Below are 17,703 nucleotides of genomic sequence, written 5' to 3' on the forward strand. Positions count from 1 at the left end.
CGAGGAACACACTCCGCGGGCATACTAAGCGGTCGCTTGCCTTCCTGTGAACCCATCGGGGCACCTGGGGCGACGGAGGCGGTCCGTGCGGCCGCGGGCCGGCTCCGGGGCCGTTCCCTGCCGACCGTACGAAACGGGTGTGCAGAGGGTCTCCCGGTGGGGCAGCATGTGCTTTCGGATCAACAGGCAGACGCCATACGGCATATGACATGCACCATCAGGGGGACTGAACCGTGAACAGAATCGGGACGAGAAGCGTGACGGCCGCGGCGGGGGCCGCGGCACTCCTCGCAGGGCTGGTCACCGCCGCCGGACCGGCCGCGGCGACGACGGGGGCGACGGCGTGCACCCCGGGCATCGAGCTCCTGCCCGCCGTGGCGGGGCTGGCCGGGGGCACGGTGAGGGGCTTCGGCGCCGGCGGCCTCGTGGTCGGCGCGAGCGGCGGCCGGCCCGCCTACTGGACGGGCCCGGAGCACACGGCCCACGCGGTCCCGCTGCCCGCCGGCTTCGACCAGGGCAGCCTCAAGGCCGTCAGCGCCAAGGGCCTGATGGTGGGCACGGCCACCCGCACCTCGGACCACGCGACGATCGCCTTCACCCACCAGCGGGGCTCCGCGACCTCCGAGGCGCTGACCGCGCCCGTCGCGGACGGGCACGCCGTGGACGTGGACGTCAACGAGTCCGGCCGGGTCGTCGCCGTCGACCAGGGCGTCGCCAAGGAGTGGGTGAACGGCGAGGTCGTACGCGAACTCCCGGTTCCCGCCGACGCGATCCCGGGTACCGAAGTCGTCCGGCTGAGCGGGATCAACAAGCGCGGCGACATCGTCGGCACGGCCACCGGCTCCTACATCGACTACGAGAACGACGTCCAGGTCACCAAGACCTTCCCGGTGGTCTGGCCCGCCGGCGGCGGCTACCCGCCGTACAGCCTCCAGGTGTGGAACGGCGACCACTCCTCGTACTCCACGATCGGCAAGGACATCGACGACCGCGGCCGGGTCGTCGGCCTGGAGGACTACCACTACCGCAACGACCCGCAGCAGACCCCGGCCGTCTGGAAGAAGCCCTACGACGCCCTGCCCGCCGACCCGGGCCGGCTCGGCGGCCACCGCAACCTGGAGCTCTCGGGCAGCAGCCCGTCGACGAACGTGGCCGTCGGCACCGCCACCACCTTCGAGGAGAGCTGGCCCAGCTCCTTCCAGGCCGTCTACTGGCCGGGCAAGGGGGCTCCGCTGGCGCTGCCCTTCCCGGCGGGCGCCCCGGGCGACGTACCGCTCAGCCGCGCCTTCGCCGCCACGGACGACGACCGGGTCGGCGGCACCGTCATCGACCGGGAGACCCGGGCGAGCAGTGCCGTGATCTGGACCTGCGCGAGCAAGCAGGCGCAGGCGCCGCAGAGCTGATCCCGTCCGCGCCCTGGTGATCTGAGCGTCCGCACGCTATCGATGGGCGCATGGAGAACCCGCCGCGCGGTCTGCCCGCGCCGCCGCCGCCCGGCGCCGCCGCCCTGCCTCCCGGTTCGTACGCGGGGCAGGTGGTCCTCGTGACCGGCGGCGGCACCGGGCTGGGCAAGGCCATCGCCACCGAGTTCGCCCGGCTCGGAGCCGATCTGGTGATCGCGGGCCGCCGCTCCGGGCAGCTGGAGGCGGCCCGCGAGGAGCTGGCGGCCGTCCCCGGCGCGGGCCGGGTGGCGGCGGCCGTCTGCGACATCCGGGACCCCGGGCGGGTCGCAGAAGTCTTCGACGCGGCCGGGGCGGCCCTGGGCCTGCCTGACGTCCTGGTGAACAACGCGGCCGCCAACTTCCCCTCCCCGGCCGAGGACCTCTCGCCCAACGCCTGGCGGGCGGTCGTCGACATCACCCTGACGGGCACCTGGTTCGTGACCCGCGAGTTCGGCCGCCGCCACCTCACTGCGGGCACCCCCGGGTCGATCGTGAACATCGGCGCCTCGTACGCCTGGACGGGCGGGCCCGGCTTCGCCCACAGCGCCGCGGCCAAGGCCGGGGTGAAGAGCCTCGTGGAGACGCTCGCCGTGGAATGGGGTCCCTACGGCATCCAGATCAACGGGCTCGTCCCCGGGCTGTTCCCGCACGCCGACATGACCGCGGACATCCGGGAGGGCCTCGCGCGGGCCGCACCCGGGGGCCGGGACTCCCGCCAGCCCGCCCTGCGGACCGGCGCGCCGCGGGAACTGGGCTGGGCCGCGACCTTCCTGGCCTCGCCGTACGCCCGCTTCGTCACGGGCCACACCCTGGTGGTCGACGGGGCGAACTGGCAGCGCCGGGCGGTGGTCAGCCCGGAGGTGGTCCCCGTGCGGGAGCAGCTCGGGCGCGGCCCGTTCGGCGGCTGACTCCCGCTCCGGCCGCGGTCAGGCCCCGCCGAAGTGCGGCGGGCGCCGGGCCGCCTGGGCGCCGTAGCCCTCGCGGCAGTCGTCCGAGGTGAGGGTGAGGGCCGCGGTCATCGCGACGCGGTCGAGGGCGGCGGGGAGGGCGGCGTCGGCATAGGCGTCCACGTCGCGCTTGATGCCCTGGACGGCGAGGGGGGCGTTCGCGGCGATCTCGGCCGCCATCGCCCGGGCGGTGGAGTCCAGCTCGGCTCCCGGGACGACCAGTTGGACCAGATGGAGCCGCTCGGCCGTGGCCGCGTCGATGCGGCGGCCCGTCAGGGCCAGGTACTTGGCCCAGCCGGCGCCCGCCTCCCGGGCGATCCGCAGGTCCCCGCCCGCGTCCACCGCCACGCCCAGCCGGGCTTCCGGGAGGGCGAAGACGGCGTCCTCGGCCGCCACCCGGATGTCGGCCATCAGGGCCAGTTCGAAGCCGAAGCCGAGGCAGTACCCCTGGACGGCTGCTATCACCGGCTGCGGGAGGCGGGCGAGGACCGCGAAGCGCTCGTGGACCCAGCGGATGCCCTCGTAGTAGTTGCGGGTGCGCTCGGCGGCGGAAGCACCGGTGACGGCTCCGCCAGGGGCGCTCACGTCGATGCCCGCGCAAAAGGCCCGCCCCTCGCCGCGCAGCAGGACCACCCGGACGGCCGGGTCGAAGCGGATGCGGTCCGCCAGCAGGCCCAGCTGACGGGTGGACTCCCAGCTCCAGCCGTTGAGCCGGTCCGGCCGGCACAGGGTGAGGACCGCGACGCCGTCCGCGGTCTCCAGCCGGAGGCGCTCCTCACCCTCCGCGATGTCCGTGGTGATGGTGTCGATCACCTCGTCCCGCACCCCCCGGACCCGGCCCCACAACGATCTGACGGAGCGTCAGTCCAGGGAGGCCCGGGTCAGCAGGGGAAGACTTCGAACGGGATCGCCGGGCGGCCGCCGAACCGGGCCGCCGTCTGCTGGGCGTTGCCTGTGAGGAAGGCGCGGACGTACTCCTCGGGGTCCTGGTCGGTCAGGACCTCGATGTACGCCTTGTGCTCCAGCAGGGACTTCACCGACCGCTCCAGGCCCGGGCTGGCGTCGGCCGCGTGCGTCGGCGTGACGGATCCGGACACCGCGACCCAGCGCACGCCGTTCCAGGGCTCCAGGCCCTGGTCCGAGATGAGCTCGGGGAAGATCCACCGGTTGCCGGCGTCGGCCGCAGCGTCCAGCGTGGCCCGGCCGACGGCCTTGTGGTCGGGGGTGTTCCAGACGCCCCCGCCGCCGGCTCCGCCCCACGTGTCGCGGTGGTTGAGGGTGATGACGAGCTCGGGGCGGTGCCGGCGGATCGCCGCGGCGATGTCGCGGCGCAGGTCCAGGCCGTACTCGACGACTCCGTCGCGGTAGTCGAGGAACTCCACCTGGGACACGCCGACGACGGCCGCGCTCGCGCGCTGCTCCGCCTCGCGCAGCGGGGCGCAGTCGGCGGGGGCGATGGTGTCGATGCCCGCCTCCCCGCGGGTGGCGAGCAGGTAGACGACCTCACGGCCGCCGTCCGTCCAGTCCGCGATCGCGGCCGCGCAGCCGTACTCGAGGTCGTCCGGGTGCGCCACCACGGCCAGGGCGCGCGTCCAGTCGGTGGGCATGGGCTCCAAGGGAGCTGGCTGATCAAGGCGTTCGGTCATGCTCGCACAATAGGCGAACGGACCGACACGGACAGGTAGTGGCCCTGATGGACGCTACCGGCACCTTCTTCGAACCCACTCCCGTCGCCCGGCCGGGCACCCGCCGGGTCCAGCGCGCGGAGGTGGCGCGCCGGCCCGGGCGGCGGAGCGCGGCGCCCGGCCGGCCACCGCGCACCTGACCCGCCCGTTCCTGGAGCCCGCCTGACGCCGGCGGCGCGTCAGAACTCGACGACGGAGCGGAGCACCTCGCCCCGTTCCATCCGGGCGAACGCGGCTTCGACCCCGTCGAGGGGGATCGTCTCGGAGACGAAGGCGTCCAGGTCCAGGCGGCCCTGCAGGTAGAGGTCGACGAGGAGCGGGAAGTCCCGCTCGGGCAGGCAGTCGCCGTACCAGGAGGACTTCAGGGATCCACCGCGGCCGAATACGTCGAGGAGCGGCAGTTCGAGCTTCATCTCCGGTGTGGGCACCCCGACCAGGACCACGGTCCCGGCGAGGTCGCGGGCGTAGAAGGCCTGCCGGTACGTCTCGGGGCGGCCCACCGCCTCGATGACCACGTCGGCGCCGTTGCCGTCGGTCAGGGCCTGGATCGCCTGGACCACGTCCTGCGTGCGGCCGTTGACGGTGTGGGTGGCGCCCAGGCCGCGGGCCCATTCCAGCTTCCGGTCGTCCAGGTCCACCGCGATGATCTTCGAGGCGCCCGCCAGCCGGGCTCCTGCCACGGCCGCGTTGCCCACTCCCCCGCAGCCGATGACGGCCACGGAGTCGCCCCGCCCGACCTCGCCGGTGTTCAGGGCCGCGCCGAGGCCCGCCATCACCCCGCAGCCGAGGAGTCCGGCCGCGGCCGGTGCGGCGGCCGGGTCCACCTTGGTGCACTGTCCGGCGGCGACCAGGGTCTTCTCGGCGAAGGCGCCGATCCCCAGCGCCGGGGAGAGCGGGGTGCCGTCCTCCAGTGTCATGGGCTGGGTGGCGTTGTGCGTGGCGAAGCAGTACCAGGGGCGGCCCCGCTTGCAGGCACGGCAGGTGCCGCACACCGCCCGCCAGTTGAGGACGACGAAGTCGCCCGGGGCCACGTTCGTGACCTCCGGCCCGACCGATTCCACGATCCCGGCGGCCTCGTGGCCGAGCAGGAAGGGGAACTCGTCGTTGATCCCGCCCTCGCGGTAGTGCAGGTCGGTGTGGCAGACCCCGCAGGCCTGCACCCGTACGAGCGCCTCACCGGGTCCCGGGTCGGGCACGAGGATCGTCGTCGTCTCCACCGGTGCGCCCTTGCTCCGGGCGATGACCCCTCGTACGCGATGCGTCACGTCCTACCCCGCTCTCGTTGGCTGTCGTCCGAACGTACACGGGCCGCGGGGTGTACGGGAGTTGCCTCACTCCGAGGAGCGGGATCCGGCCGGTTCCGGCGGTACGGAGGCCCGCAGGGCCGCGGCGAAGGCGGCCACGGCCGGGTGGGCGGCGGCTCCGCTGCGGAAGGCGATCCGGGTGCGGCGGGACATGGCCAGCCGGGTCAGGCGGACCCCCGGGGCGGCGTGGCCGTCGATGCCGAGCTGCGGCACGAGGGCCACGCCCTGCCCGGCCGCGACCAGGGCCAGGACGGTGGCGAACTCGTCGACCTGGTGGCGCACGCGAGGTGTGAACCCGGCCGCCTGGCAGGCCCGCACGGTCATGGCGTGGCAGAGGGTGTCCGGAGTGGCGGTGATCCACGGGCTGTCGGCATGGGCGCGCAGGACCGCGGCCTGATCGGGAACGGCGCCGAGGCCGGGGACGGACCCTGAGCGGGAGCCAGGGCCGGGGCCGGGGACGGGGCCGGGGCCGGGCGGTATCGGAGTGGGGGTGGCCAGGTGCATCGCCTCCGCGTACAGCGGCTCGGCGGTCAGGCCGGGCTCGCGCGGCGCGGGCACGAAGTCGTACTCGTGGACCAGGGCCACGTCCAGGTCCCCGGCCCGCAGGGCGTGCGCGACCGCCGCCGGGTCGGTTTCCGACACCATCGGCTCCAGGGCCGGGTGGCGCCGGGCGAGGGTGGTCAGGGCGGCCGGGACGATGGCCCGGGTGGCGGTGGGGAAGGAGCCGATCCGCAGGACACCGGCCAGGCCGCTCCGCGCCTCCGCGAGTTCGGCGTCGGCCTGTTCGAGCCGTTCGAGGACCGCCTCCGCATGCCGCACCAGGTTCTCCCCGGCCGGGGTGAGCCGGACCCGGCGGCCGGTGCGCTCGAGCAGGGGCAGGCCGGCCTCGCGTTCGAGGACGCCGAGCTGCTGGGAGACCGCCGAAGGGCTGAAGGCGAGGGCCTGGGCCACCGCGGCGATGGTGCCGCGATGGGCGAGTTCACGGAGCAGGCGCAGGCGCCGGACGTCGAGCATCGGCTCAGCTTACGGGTGGGGTAAGGAACGCGAACTGGATTCGGCGCTCGGTACCGGCGAGGGTCGAGGCATGACACACGACACCGCAGCGACGACCGTCCGGCACCTCCCGCGGAGCCTCCCCGGAGACCGTGCGGGCGGTGCCCCCTCGGACACCGGCCCCTCGGGCGGTCTCCACGGCATCCACGTCCCGCTCGTCACCCCCTTCACCCCGGCCGGGGACATCGCGGCCGATGCGCTGGAGGCGCTCGCCCACGAGGTGTTCGACGCGGGCGCCACCGGGATCGTGGCCCTGGGCACCACCGCCGAGACGGCCGCGCTGGACGAGGCGGAACGCGACCTCGTCACCGGCGTGTGCGCCCGGGTCTGCGGAGAGCGGGGGGCGCCGCTGACCGTGGGCGCGGGGGCGAGCGGGACCCGGGCCGCGGAGGCCTCGCTGGCCCGGCTGGCGCGGTGGCCGCAGGCTCGGGCGGCGCTGGTGACCGTGCCCCCGTTCGTACGGCCCTCGGCCGCGGGGGTGCTGGCGCACTTCTCGAGGCTGGCCGAGGTGAGCCCCGTTCCGCTGATCGTCTATCACGTCCCGTACCGCACCGGGCAGTCGCTGGACGCGGCCGCGCTGCGGGCACTGGGGTCGCTGCCGGGGGTCGCGGGGGTGAAGTACGCGGCCGGGGGGATCGGCCAGGACGCGGTGGACCTGCTCGGCGACCTGCCGGAGGGCTTCGAGGTGCTGGCGGGCGACGACGCGTACCTCTCGCCCCTGCTCGCGCTGGGCGCGGCGGGCGGGATCCTCGCCTCGGCGCACCTGGCGACGGCCCGGTTCGCGGAACTCGCCGCGGCCTGGCGGGCCGGGGACGTGGCCCGGGCCCGGCCGCTGGGCCACGCGCTGGCCCGGTGGTCCTCGGCTGCCTTCGCGGAACCCAACCCCGCGGTCGTCAAGGGCGTCCTGCACGCGCAGGGCCGGATCCCGTCCCCCGGCGTGCGGCTTCCCCTGCTGCCGGCCTCGGACATCGCCGTGACGGCCGCCCTGGAGTCACTGGCGGGTCTCTGAGGGACCGCAGACGGGGGCCGAACCGCCGAATGCACCCGATTTGGGCGATTCGTCAGCAACGCGCGGGTCGCCCGAATCCAGCCCGCGGAGAGGGGACTTGTCCCTTTGTGCGGAGGGGCCGGAACCCGCCCGCGGAGCCGTGATGTGAGTCACTCGGAAAGCGTCAACATCATTTCCGCCGAGCGGGCGATTCCCTTTTCCACGAAAGAAAGTTGACTATTGCGCGAACGGCCCTTCAAGGTCATTTTCGGGGCGGAAAGCAGGAAGTCGATCTACCGGTCGAATTCGGGCCTTGTTCGGGCGCGGCGGGCTCGCCTACGGTCACCCTCATTCCCGGTGGACCGCTGTCGAAACCGACCTCCTCCGGGGCCTCTCCGTCCCCCCATGTGAGGAATTGCGCCATGCCCGCAAAGGGAAAGCACCGCCGGCCGAAGCACAACCCGCTCACCCGCAAGCTGGCCCTGGCCGGCACGGGCGGCGCGGCGCTCGCCCTCCCCCTGGTCGGCACCACCGCCGCCGGGGCCGTGGAGGTGACCGCGGCTCCCGTGGAGGTGACCGCGGCTTCCACCACCTATTCCGTGGTCGCCGGTGACACCCTTTCGAAGATCGCGGCGCAGCATTCCCTGAGCGGCGGCTGGCAGCAGCTCTACGCGGCGAACCGCAGCGCCGTGGGCGACAACCCGTCCGTGATCCGCCCCGGCCTCAAGCTGGCCGTCGGCGCCCAGGCGAAGGGCACCGCCAAGCCGGCCGCGGCCAAGCCGGCCACCGCCTACCCGAACAATCTCGACGGCTGGATCCGCGAGTCGCTGTCCGTCATGGCCAAGCACAACATTCCCGGCAGCTACAACGGAATTCACCGCAACATCATGCGGGAGTCCTCGGGCAACCCGATGGCGATCAACAACTGGGACATCAACGCCCGCAACGGCATTCCCAGCAAGGGCCTGCTCCAGGTGATCGACCCGACGTTCAAGGCCTATCACGTGCCCGGCACCTCGCTGAACTCGTACGACCCGGTCGCCAACATCACCGCGGCCTGCAACTACGCGGCGGCCCGCTACGGCTCGATCGACAACGTCAACGGGCCTTACTAGGAAGCCCGGGGAACGGGGAACGGCCCCCGCCGGTCGGCGGGGGAGGTCCGCAGCCCCGGGCGCTCCCCCGGCCTCAGGAGCGGTAGACCTTCCGGACCTTGCCGTCGGTGCCGGCGAGGATGTAACCGCCCTGGCCGTACTCGTCGCTGAGGTAGGGACGCATGGACGGGCTCTGGTCCATCATCCAGGGCTCGACGATGACGTAGCGCGAGGTGGGGTTCGCCACCCCGAGGTCCCGCTGGGACTGCTCCAGCAGGGCGGGCAGGGCGTCCCACGCGACCGTGGACATGTCGATGAGCGGCGCGCGGTCCTTGACCGTGCCGGCCGGTCCCGTGCGGGTGACGTCGCCGTCCCGGTACTGCCAGGAGTCGACCGTCTGGGCCCCGGGAGCGGTCGGGACCGCGGCGATGACGTAGTCCTCGTAGATCCGCAGGTTCACGAAGGTGGTCGTGCCCGTCTTCTGCTTCAGCGCGGCCAGCGCGGCCCGGACGCCCGCAGGGTCGAGCAGACTGCCCTGAGGGGTGCTCGCCTGGGGCGTGCCGGTCTGCGGCGCCGTCGGACCGGGCGTGCCGGCGGAGGGTGCACCGGACTGCTGCACGGGCGCCGAGGCGGCGGGAGCGCCGCTCGCGCCTCCCTGTGCTCCGCCCTTCGCGCCGCCGTTGGAGGCGCTGCCGTCGGGCAGCCACTGGACGATCCCGATCACACCGGCGGTCACAACCGCCGCGAGGGCGGCGGCGAGCAGCACCGGGGGCCGCCGCCGGCCGGGGGTCGCCGGGAGGGGCGCCGTGGCCGCGTACGGGGAGGCGTACGAGGGCGCGTACGCGCCCCCGTAGGGGGACGGCGTCGGTGTCGCGGGGGTCGCCGGAGGTCCGTACCGGCCGAGGGCCGGCGGGGGCGCGACCGGTGCGGCAGCCGCTCCCGGAGCAGTGCTCGCGTTCCGGAGCAGCTGTTCCAGCTCCGCGCCGTCGGGCCGTGCGGCCGGGTCCCGTACGAGCAGCCGTTCCAGTACGGGTCCCAGCGCACCCGAGCGCACCGGGGCGGGGATGGGCTCGTCGAGGACGGCGACCACGGTGGCCAGGCTGGTGGCGCGGCGCAGCGGGTGCACGCCCTCGGCGGCCACGTACAGCAGCATGCCCAGCGACCACAGGTCCGAGGCGGCGAGCCCTTCCTCCCCGCGCACGCGCTCGGGCGCGATGTACTCGGGGGAGCCGATGAGCACGCCGGTGGAGGTCAGCCCCGCCGAACCGTGCAGGGCCGCGATGCCGAAGTCCGTCAGTACGGCCCCGCCGTCGGGCCGCAGCAGTACGTTGGCCGGTTTCACATCGCGGTGCAGCACCCCCTCCGCGTGGGCGGCGCGCAGCGCGGAGAGCACTTCCAGCCCCAGCCGCAGCACCTGCGCCACCGGCATCGGGCCGGACTCCAGCCGGCCGTGGAGGGAGCCGCCCCTGACGAGCTCCATCACGATCCACGGGTGCGCGTCGGCGCCGCCGGCTCCGCCCTCGGCGGCGGGGTCCACGATGTGGTGGATCGTCACCACGTGCGGGTGGGCGAGCCGGGCGAGGGCCCGGGCCTCGCGGACGGCCCGTTCGCGCAGCTGCACGGCCAGCCCGGGCTGGGCGGCGGCGGTCGCCGGGTCCGGCGGGCGCACCTCCTTGAGGGCGACGTCGCGGTCCAGCGCGATGTCGCGGGCGCGCCACACCGTGCCCATGCCGCCGCTGCCCAGGGGTTCGACGAGCTCGAAACGTCCGCCGATCAGCCGTCTGCCGGCCTCACTCGTGTCCATGGCCGGTCATCGTAGGCGCCGCCGGAGTCAGCAGCGGCGGCGGTCCGCCGTGACGGTCCCCTGTACGGTGGTCACGGTCCGGTCGTAGCACCCGCCCCCGGCCTCGGAGCCGTACAGCCGGTGTCGGGCCGTGGTCGTGCCGACGGCGTGCCGCTGGTCGCGGGGGACGTTCGCCGTGTACGTGGCGTCGCCCGTGTACCGGTCGTCGAGCCGGACCCGGTCGACGACGCGGCCGCCGCGCAGGGTGACGGTGTCCGCGGCGTCGCCGAGCGAGAGGACGGTGCGCAGCCGGTCCCCGGCGCCCAGGGTGGTCTCGCCGTCCATCGTGTAGGTCCGTGCGGTGCGGGTGGTGGTCCTCCCCCGGGTCACGCTCTCCTCGTCGGTCCAGGTCGCGGTGAGCGCGTCACGGTCCTCGCCCTCGGTCCAGCGGTGCACCGAGGTGTTGCGGACGGCGCGGGTGACGGTGGTGGTGACCCGCCCGTGGGAGGTGTCCAGGTGTCCGCCGACCGTCAGGTGGTGTCCGCCCTCGGTGTCCAGCCGGTGCTCGGCGCCGGGGGTCCAGCGGGAGGAGGCCTGCGGTGCGCTCTCCTCGTGCCGGGTCAGGGCCCCGGAGACCACCTCGCGGCCCTCGTCCAGCCACAGCAGCAGGTTGGTGGGGGTGCTCCAGCCGCTCTGCCCGGCCGGCACCCCGGCCACGGACACCTCGACGCGGTGCGGCCGGCCGTCGTTGAGCAGGGCGGCGAAGGGGGTCAGGTCGTAGCGGACCGGCTGTACGTCGAAGGCCCGGGGGCCCGGGGTGACGTACCAGAGGAAGGGGTTGGACCAGCCGCCGGTCCAGACGGTGGGGAAGGGTGCGGCGATGCCGGCGGCCCGGCCGTCGACGGAGATGCGGACCTCGCGGTAGGGGCCGTCGGCCGCCTTGCAGGAGTACGGCGCGGCCTCGGGGGTGGTCATGTACCAGTACTCCTCGCAGCCGCCGCCCGAGCCGGTCGCGTACACCTCGGCGACGAGCCGCTCGGTGTTGCGCGGGGTGGTGACCTCGGGGGAGGTGAGGGGGAGGACCCGGTCGGGGGTCCCGGGGCGGGTGGCGCCGGTGGGGCCTTCGGCGGCGTAGAAGGTGAGGGTGACCTGGACGTCGATGACCCCGGTGTACGTGTCGTCGACGACGTTGCCGATGAGCATCTCGACGGGCTGCGGCCGGGTGAGGGTGTCGCGGTAGCGGGTGACGTCCTTCTCCACGGACCAGGTGATGCCGTCGGGCGAGGGCTGCGGGGTGGAGGTGCGCAGGATCTCCACCCCGCCGAGGGAGAGGTGGCCGAGGCGGTCGTACTGGCGGCCCTTGACCTGGCCTTCGAGGCGCAGCACGACCTTGGCCCAGTGGTCGGCGCCGCAGCCGGCGGGCGGCGCGTAGGTCCCCCGGTACGGGGTGAAGTCGCGGAACCGGGCCTCGGCGAGGGTGATCCGGCAGGACCGGGTCGCGGGCCGGGTGACGGGCGGGGCGGCGGTGAACGGGTCGTGCCAGTCGGTGCCGAACTCGGCGGGCGGCGTCGCGGCCGGGGAGGCGGGTGCGGCCGGGGAGGCGGGTGCGGCCGGGGAGGCGGGTGCGGCCGGGGAGGCGGGTGCGGCGGCGCCCGCGGGTCCCGCGGTGCCGGCCAGGGTGGCCGCGGCGAGGGTCAGCGCGCCCAGCAGGCCCATGATCCTGTGTCGTCTCATGGCCCCGCAGTGAAACCCGGAGCCCCGCCTCCCACCAGACCGCTTCCGCGGACTTGGCGTGAACCCGCCCCCCAGCGTGCGGCGGACGTCAGTGCGCGGTGGGGAGCACCACGACGCCGTCGTCGTCCGCGTGCACCGTGTCGCCGGCGCGGAAGGTGACCTCGCCGATCGTGACGGGCCCGTCCACGGTGCCGGCGCCGGTCTTGCCGCTCTTGCGCGGGACCGTGCCCAGCGCCTTGACGCCGAGGCCGAGTCCGCCGAGGGCCACGCTGTCGCGGACCGCGCCGCTGATGATCAGACCCGCCCAGCCGTTGCGTTCGGCGGCGCCGCCGATCAGGTCGCCGATGAGGGCGGTGCGCAGGGACCCGCCGCCGTCGACGACGAGTACGGCGCCCTCGCCCGGGGTGTGCACGAGCGCGCGCAGCAGGGCGTTGTCCTCGTGGCAGGAGAGGGTCCGCACCGGGCCGGCGAACTGCCGGTGGCCGCCGTACTGCCGGAACTGGACGGCGCAGATGCCGAGCGCCTCGCCGTGCTCGTCGTACAGGTCGCTGGTGGGGACGGGGGTGACGCGCATGGCTGTGCCGGTTCCTCACTGCTCGTACTGCTGCTGTCGTGTCGGGCCAGGCGGCCAGTGTGGACGGCGGTGCGCGCCCCGGCAGGGCCCGGTCCGCGGGCCGGGACGGTCAGCGGTTCGAGGGCCCGGTAGCGCTTGAGCAGGGCGGTGATCTGCTCGGGGTCCGCCTTGCCGGTCAGCTCGGCGGAGGTCGTCGGGGCAGAGCTCGTAGGGGTCGCCCCACCAGCGGCCGCCCTTGGTCTTCCAGATCCGGTAGCCGCGGGGACGCCCCGTGCCACGTGGTCGCGCCGGCCCATGCCCTGGCCCGTCGGGTCGCGTCAGTCGCGGGAGTTGCCGAAGAGGAGACGGTAGCCGATGAGCAGGACGAGCGAGCCGCCGACGGCGGCGCCCCAGGTGGCGAGGTCGAAGAACTCCGTCTGGATCGGCCGGTCCAGGAACTTCGCCGAGAGCCATCCCCCGAGGAAGGCTCCGGCGACGCCGATGAGGGTGGTGCCGATCAGGCCGCCGGGATCGCGGCCGGGCAGCAGGACCTTTGCGACCGCTCCGGCCAGCAGGCCCAGGACGATCCAGCTGACGATCCCCATGCCGGTTCACTCCGTTTCGGTGGTGCGGGTGTTCACCGTGGAGGACGTGTTCGGGGCCGAAACGGTTCTCCCGCCCGCGCCGCCGGGCGGATCAGACCGTCAGCCGTCCACCCTGCGCGACGGGCGCCACGGGCACGACCGCGACGGGCACGGCGTCCGTGAGGGGCGCCCCCGCCACGGGCCCCTGCCGGGCGGGCGCCTTTGCCGCGGGGTCCGCCACCGCGGCGGGGGTCAGCAGGAGCACCCCGCGGGTTGCGGCGACGGCTCCGGCGACGGCCAGCAGGACCCCCGCCGCACCGCCCTGGAGGCGTTCGCCGAGCAGGACCATGCCGATGGCGGCCGCAGCCAGCGGATTGGCCAGGTTGACCACGGCGAGCGGAGCGCCGAGCCCGCCGCCGCGGTAGGCCCGCTGGGACAGCAGCATCCCGCCGACCGCGAACACCACGACGAGCAGGGCCACCGCGGCCACCCGGACGCTGAGCAGGGCTCCGCCGCGGCCGGCCGCCACGGCCACGGTCTGGGTCAGGGCCGAGGCGGCTGCGGAGGCCAGCCCGGACGCGGTGGCGTGCCGCAGGCCCGAGCGCGGGTCCCTGACGGCGGTCAGCATCAGGATGACGGCGGCCGTCGCCCCGGACACGGCCAGCGCCTCGGCCAGGGTCAGGGTGTCGTCGGGGGCCGGTCCGGAAGCGGGGAGCAGCAGCAGGCCGAGCCCGGCGACCGTGGCGAGGGTGCCCCGCCACTCGGTGGCCGCCACCCGGCGCCCGGCTCCGCGCGCGCCCAGCGGGACGGCGGCCACGAGGGTCAGCGCGCCGAGGGGCTGGACCAGGGTGAGCGGCCCGTACCGCAGGGCGGCCGCGTGCAGCAGCGCAGCGGCGGTGTTCAGCCCGGCCGACCACCACCAGGCGCCGGCGCGGAGCAGGGTCCTGGCGGTGCGGGCCCCGGTGGCGCGGGCGAGCCTCTCCTGGGCGACGGCGGCGGCCGCGTAGGTCACTGCGGAGGCCAGGCAGAGCCCCACGGTGAGGGCGGTGTCGTTCACCGTCCGGCCCCGGCGGCCTCGGGCAGCTTCCCCGGCCGCGGCAGGACCCGTACGGGGCGGGGGGCGTCCGCGGCCGGCTCCGCCCCGCGGCCGGGCGGGCCCGGCCGCGGGACCAGCAGCAGCGCGGCCCCGAGCAGGACGGCCGCCACGGTGGCGTCGAGCCAGTAGTGGTTGGCCGTGGCGACGACCACGAGGAGGGTGACCAGCGGGTGCAGCAGCCACAGCCCGCGCCATCGCGACCGGGTCGCCGCGATCATGCCGAGGGCGAGCATCAGCGCCCAGCCGAAGTGCAGGGAGGGCATCGCCGCGAACTGGTTGGCCAGGGTGTCGGAGGCCGGCGCGGCCCCGTACACGGTGGGCCCGTAGACCTGTCCGGTGTCGACGAGGTGGGCTTCGCCGAGCATCCGCGGGGGCGCGAGCGGGAAGCCGAGGTGGAGGACCAGGGCGGCTCCGGTGAGCACGGCGAGGACCCGGCGCGCCCACAGGTAGTGGTCCGGGCGGCGGACGTAGAGCCAGATCAGGAAGAGCGCGGTGGCGGGGAAGTGGACGGCCGCGTAGTAGGAGTTCGCGGTGTGGACGAGGGCGTCCCCGTGCAGCAGCAGCCGCTGCACGCCGCCCTCGCCGGGCAGGTGCAGGAACCGTTCGGCGTCCCACACCCGCGCGGCGTTGCGGAAGGCCTCCTCGGTGCGGTCCGTGGAGAGCATCCGGCCCGCCTTGTAGACGGTGAACAACCCCCCGACGAGCAGCAACTCGCGTATGAGACGGCGGCGCGCGGCCCGCGGTCCGGCTGCCGGTCCGGCAGGTGTGGTGTGGGACATCCCCCGGTCTCGCTTTCCTGGTTGCTCGGCATCTGGTCGTGCGGCTGGTCGGATCCGCGCGCACAGCGACACGCCAGTGTATCGATACATTCGCGTATCGATACGCTGGTGTACCGATACGCTGCCGTTCCCGTACACTGCGTACGGACACCCGCCGAGGAACGCCCGAGGAGAGCCGCCCCATGACGTCGACCGCGACGCCTCCCGCCGCGCGGCGCTCCAAGATCACCCCGGAGCGCGAGCAGGAGCTGTACGAGGCCGTGCTGGACCAGCTCCGCGAGCACGGCTACGAGGCCCTGACCATGGAGGGCGTCGCCGCCCGGGCCAGCTGCGGCAAGTCCACGCTCTACCGCCAGTGGAAGACCAAGCCCCAGCTCGTGGCCGCCGCCCTGCGCGCGGACCGGCGGGGCACGCTCGTCGCGGTGGACACCGGGACGCTGGCGGGCGACCTGCGCGAGGCGGCGTCGATCGCCGCCTGCACCTCGGGGCGCGACACCCTGCTCACCCAGGCACTGGGGCACGCCGTACTCAGTGACCAGGAGCTGCAGGCCGCCCTCAGGGAGGCCCTGGTGGAACCCGAACTGGCGGCCTTCGACGCCATGGTGGCGCGGGCCGTGGCGCGGGGCGAGATCACCGCGGACCACCCGGCGGTGGAGTTCCTGCCGGCCCAACTGATGGGCGTGCTCCGGATCCGACCCGTCCTGGAGGGCCGCTACGCCGACGCCGACTACCTGGTCCGGTTCGTCGACGCGGCGCTGCTCCCGGCCCTGGGCCTGACCCCGCCGGCCGGCCAGGCCCCCTGAACCGGCGGACCGCCGTCCCGATGACCGGACGGCGGCCTGCCCGCGCTGCCTCGTGGGGACGGCGGCAGCGCGCCACCCGGACCGGGCGGCGGTCGCTCCTCGTGGAGGAGGCAACCGCCGCCCGGTCCCCGCGGAGCCCCCGGACGCCTCCCCCGGACACCGGGTCCGGGCCCGCATTCGCTCCCCTGTACGGTTCCGGTGGGCCGACGCCGGGTCTTCGCCGCGGCGGCCCGCACGATCAATCCGCACGGTCCCCAGGAGCACCACGCATGTCCCCCCTCAGACAGCCGACCCGGTCCGCCGTACTCGCCGCCGCCGCCCTGCTGGCGGTCTCCGCCCTGACGGCCTGCGACGACGGCGGCAAGAAGACCGATGCCAAGGACGCCGCCCAGGGCGCCGCCCCCTCCCCCAGCCCCACGCCCACCGCGCTGCCGGCCGCGCTCACCGGCCAGCAGCCCGCCTGGCAGGGCTGCACCGCCCCGTCTGTGGCGCAGGGCGGCGGCGAGGCTCCGGGTGCCGGCTGGGAGTGCGCCACGATGAAGGCGCCGCTCGACTACGCGCAGCCGGCCGGCGAGACCATCGACATCGCCCTCATCCGCAAGAAGGCCACGGACCAGAGCAAGCGGATCGGCTCCCTGGTCTACAACTTCGGCGGTCCCGGGGGCTCCGGCGTCCAGATCCTCCCCCTCGCGGCCGCGGAGGACTACAAGAAGCTCAACGCGGTGTACGACCTGGTGAGCTTCGACCCGCGGGGCGTCGGCAACAGCGCGGGCGTCAAGTGCGTCGACGACAAGACGATGGACGCGCTGAACGCCTCCGCGGACACCGCCGGAAGCCGGAAGAAGTTCGCCGAGGGCTGCGCGCAGAACTCCGGGAAGGTCCTCCCGCACGTCGGCACCACCAACGCCGCCCGCGACCTGGACCTCATGCGCCAGGTCCTGGGCGAGCAGAAGCTCAACTACTTCGGCATCTCCTACGGCTCAGAGCTGGGCGGCGTCTACGCCCACCTGTTCCCGGCGAACGTCGGCCGCACCGTCTTCGACGCCGTCGTCGACCCGACCCAGGACTCCACCCAGCAGTTCCTCGGCCAGGTCAAGGGCTTCCAGACCGCGCTGGAGCACGCCATGCAGTACTGCGCGAAGAAGTACAAGGCCAACTGCCCCACCGGCCCGAACGCCACCACCGGCGCCGAGCGGATCAACGCCATGCTGGCGAAGCTGGAGAAGAAGCCCGCGTCCACGAAGGACGGCCGCAAGCTGACCGCCGACATGGCGGAGACCGGCATCATCGCCACGCTCTACAGCGAGGACCGGTGGGAGCACCTCCTGCAGGGGATCGCCGAAGTGCAGCAGAGCGGTACCGGGGACCTGCTCCTCTTCGCCTTCGACAGCTATCAGGGCCGTGACGAGAAGGGTCGTTACGACACCTCCATGGCAGCGCACGGGGCCATCGCCTGTGCCGACGACAGCACCCGGATGACCGCCGAGCAGGCCGCGGCCCTGGTGCCCGAGTTCCGCAAGGCCTCCCCCGTCTTCGGTGAGGTCACGGCCGAGGAGCTCATGGCCGACTGCCAGGACTGGCCGGTGAAGGGCGAGCGGGCCAAGCCGGAGGTGAGCGCCCCGGGCGCCGCACCGATCCTGGTGATCGGCAACACCGGTGACCCCGCGACCCCGGTCGAGGGCGCCCGCCGGATGGCCGACGCGCTCGGCAAGGGCGTGGGCATAGGCCTCACGGTCAAGGGCGAGGGCCACGGCACCTACGGGGAGAACGCCTGCGCGACCAAGACGGTCGACGCGTTCCTGATCGACGGCACGGTCCCGGCCGACGGCGGCACCTGCGAGTAGTGCGCCGCAGCGGC

Annotated in this window: 16 protein-coding genes; 6 read left to right on the forward strand and 10 right to left on the reverse strand. The window is 74.4% G+C overall.

Going from position 1 to position 17,703, the window contains the following annotated elements; genetic code table 11:
- The first annotated feature begins 233 nt into the window (after positions 1 to 233).
- Entirely contained in the window at positions 234 to 1,403 is a 1,170-nt protein-coding gene (locus ACFWUZ_RS08825) for a hypothetical protein (RefSeq protein WP_384369380.1), read from the forward strand.
- A 50-nt stretch (positions 1,404 to 1,453) separates the two neighbouring features.
- Positions 1,454 to 2,350 carry an SDR family oxidoreductase gene (locus ACFWUZ_RS08830; protein WP_384369383.1) on the forward strand — a complete coding sequence of 299 codons (897 nt, stop codon included), beginning with the start codon at positions 1,454 to 1,456 and terminating at the stop codon, positions 2,348 to 2,350.
- A gap of 18 nt (positions 2,351 to 2,368) precedes the next feature.
- Here ACFWUZ_RS08830 and ACFWUZ_RS08835 read toward each other — a convergent pair whose 3' ends face one another.
- The 4 genes from ACFWUZ_RS08835 to ACFWUZ_RS08850 form a co-directional block, all read right to left on the reverse strand.
- Positions 2,369 to 3,202, reverse strand: a complete 834-nt coding sequence (locus tag ACFWUZ_RS08835; protein WP_384369386.1) for an enoyl-CoA hydratase/isomerase family protein — start codon at positions 3,200 to 3,202, stop codon at positions 2,369 to 2,371.
- 68 nt (positions 3,203 to 3,270) lie between these two features.
- Positions 3,271 to 4,035 carry a PIG-L deacetylase family protein gene (locus ACFWUZ_RS08840; protein ID WP_384369389.1) on the reverse strand — a complete coding sequence of 255 codons (765 nt, stop codon included), beginning with the start codon at positions 4,033 to 4,035 and terminating at the stop codon, positions 3,271 to 3,273.
- Between the two features lie 218 nt (positions 4,036 to 4,253).
- Positions 4,254 to 5,339: an S-(hydroxymethyl)mycothiol dehydrogenase gene (locus ACFWUZ_RS08845; protein ID WP_384369392.1), complete on the reverse strand. Its 1,086-nt coding sequence runs from the start codon at positions 5,337 to 5,339 to the stop codon at positions 4,254 to 4,256.
- A gap of 66 nt (positions 5,340 to 5,405) precedes the next feature.
- A complete protein-coding gene (locus tag ACFWUZ_RS08850; RefSeq protein ID WP_384369395.1) occupies positions 5,406 to 6,392 on the reverse strand; it encodes a LysR substrate-binding domain-containing protein in 987 nt (328 codons plus the stop codon).
- A 70-nt stretch (positions 6,393 to 6,462) separates the two neighbouring features.
- On the opposite strand from ACFWUZ_RS08850, the gene ACFWUZ_RS08855 reads away from it, so the two are divergent.
- Positions 6,463 to 7,440 carry a dihydrodipicolinate synthase family protein gene (locus ACFWUZ_RS08855; protein ID WP_384369398.1) on the forward strand — a complete coding sequence of 326 codons (978 nt, stop codon included), beginning with the start codon at positions 6,463 to 6,465 and terminating at the stop codon, positions 7,438 to 7,440.
- 401 nt (positions 7,441 to 7,841) lie between these two features.
- Positions 7,842 to 8,534, forward strand: a complete 693-nt coding sequence (locus ACFWUZ_RS08860) for a transglycosylase SLT domain-containing protein (RefSeq protein WP_384369401.1) — start codon at positions 7,842 to 7,844, stop codon at positions 8,532 to 8,534.
- A gap of 73 nt (positions 8,535 to 8,607) precedes the next feature.
- On the opposite strand, the gene ACFWUZ_RS08865 is transcribed toward ACFWUZ_RS08860, so the two are convergent.
- The 6 genes from ACFWUZ_RS08865 to ACFWUZ_RS08890 all read right to left on the reverse strand — a co-directional run bounded on the left by ACFWUZ_RS08865 (position 8,608) and on the right by ACFWUZ_RS08890 (position 15,042).
- Positions 8,608 to 10,317 carry a serine/threonine-protein kinase gene (locus tag ACFWUZ_RS08865; RefSeq protein ID WP_384369404.1) on the reverse strand — a complete coding sequence of 570 codons (1,710 nt, stop codon included), beginning with the start codon at positions 10,315 to 10,317 and terminating at the stop codon, positions 8,608 to 8,610.
- 27 nt (positions 10,318 to 10,344) lie between these two features.
- Positions 10,345 to 12,030 carry a peptide-N4-asparagine amidase gene (locus ACFWUZ_RS08870; RefSeq protein WP_384369407.1) on the reverse strand — a complete coding sequence of 562 codons (1,686 nt, stop codon included), beginning with the start codon at positions 12,028 to 12,030 and terminating at the stop codon, positions 10,345 to 10,347.
- A gap of 88 nt (positions 12,031 to 12,118) precedes the next feature.
- The gene (gene rraA / locus ACFWUZ_RS08875; RefSeq protein WP_384369410.1) at positions 12,119 to 12,604 is read right to left on the reverse strand and encodes a ribonuclease E activity regulator RraA; all 486 of its coding nucleotides are present in this window, start codon (positions 12,602 to 12,604) and stop codon (positions 12,119 to 12,121) included.
- 317 nt (positions 12,605 to 12,921) lie between these two features.
- Entirely contained in the window at positions 12,922 to 13,188 is a 267-nt protein-coding gene (locus ACFWUZ_RS08880) for a GlsB/YeaQ/YmgE family stress response membrane protein (RefSeq protein WP_384369413.1), read from the reverse strand.
- Positions 13,189 to 13,279: 91 nt separating this feature from the next.
- On the reverse strand, positions 13,280 to 14,224 hold the full coding sequence (locus ACFWUZ_RS08885) for a DMT family transporter (RefSeq protein ID WP_384369416.1): 945 nt from the start codon (positions 14,222 to 14,224) through the stop codon (positions 13,280 to 13,282).
- The gene (locus ACFWUZ_RS08890; protein WP_384369419.1) at positions 14,221 to 15,042 is read right to left on the reverse strand and encodes a phosphatase PAP2 family protein; all 822 of its coding nucleotides are present in this window, start codon (positions 15,040 to 15,042) and stop codon (positions 14,221 to 14,223) included. The genes ACFWUZ_RS08885 and ACFWUZ_RS08890 overlap by 4 nt, the downstream gene beginning before the upstream one ends.
- Positions 15,043 to 15,224: 182 nt before the next feature.
- Between ACFWUZ_RS08890 and ACFWUZ_RS08895 the strand changes: the two genes are divergently transcribed.
- Both ACFWUZ_RS08895 and ACFWUZ_RS08900 read left to right on the forward strand, forming a co-directional pair.
- Entirely contained in the window at positions 15,225 to 15,845 is a 621-nt protein-coding gene (locus tag ACFWUZ_RS08895) for a TetR/AcrR family transcriptional regulator (RefSeq protein WP_384369422.1), read from the forward strand.
- A 269-nt stretch (positions 15,846 to 16,114) separates the two neighbouring features.
- Positions 16,115 to 17,689 (forward strand): alpha/beta hydrolase, encoded by a 1,575-nt coding sequence (locus ACFWUZ_RS08900; protein WP_384369425.1) that lies wholly within the window; start codon positions 16,115 to 16,117, stop codon positions 17,687 to 17,689.
- The last annotated feature ends 14 nt before the right edge of the window (positions 17,690 to 17,703 follow it).

Origin of the sequence: Streptomyces sp. NPDC058646 (assembly GCF_042716875.1) — a bacterium.
GTDB lineage: Bacteria > Actinomycetota > Actinomycetes > Streptomycetales > Streptomycetaceae > Streptomyces.

Coding starts and splice junctions, on each gene's coding strand:
- ACFWUZ_RS08900 (WP_384369425.1), top strand. CDS start 16,115: ATGTCCCCCCTCAGACAGCCGACCCGGTCCGCCGTACTCGCCGCCGCC.
- ACFWUZ_RS08840 (WP_384369389.1), bottom strand. CDS start 4,035: ATGACCGAACGCCTTGATCAGCCAGCTCCCTTGGAGCCCATGCCCACC.
- ACFWUZ_RS08865 (WP_384369404.1), bottom strand. CDS start 10,317: ATGGACACGAGTGAGGCCGGCAGACGGCTGATCGGCGGACGTTTCGAG.
- ACFWUZ_RS08895 (WP_384369422.1), top strand. CDS start 15,225: ATGACGTCGACCGCGACGCCTCCCGCCGCGCGGCGCTCCAAGATCACC.
- ACFWUZ_RS08860 (WP_384369401.1), top strand. CDS start 7,842: ATGCCCGCAAAGGGAAAGCACCGCCGGCCGAAGCACAACCCGCTCACC.
- ACFWUZ_RS08870 (WP_384369407.1), bottom strand. CDS start 12,030: ATGAGACGACACAGGATCATGGGCCTGCTGGGCGCGCTGACCCTCGCC.
- ACFWUZ_RS08855 (WP_384369398.1), top strand. CDS start 6,463: ATGACACACGACACCGCAGCGACGACCGTCCGGCACCTCCCGCGGAGC.
- ACFWUZ_RS08890 (WP_384369419.1), bottom strand. CDS start 15,042: ATGTCCCACACCACACCTGCCGGACCGGCAGCCGGACCGCGGGCCGCG.
- ACFWUZ_RS08850 (WP_384369395.1), bottom strand. CDS start 6,392: ATGCTCGACGTCCGGCGCCTGCGCCTGCTCCGTGAACTCGCCCATCGC.
- ACFWUZ_RS08880 (WP_384369413.1), bottom strand. CDS start 13,188: ATGGGGATCGTCAGCTGGATCGTCCTGGGCCTGCTGGCCGGAGCGGTC.
- rraA (WP_384369410.1), bottom strand. CDS start 12,604: ATGCGCGTCACCCCCGTCCCCACCAGCGACCTGTACGACGAGCACGGC.
- ACFWUZ_RS08830 (WP_384369383.1), top strand. CDS start 1,454: ATGGAGAACCCGCCGCGCGGTCTGCCCGCGCCGCCGCCGCCCGGCGCC.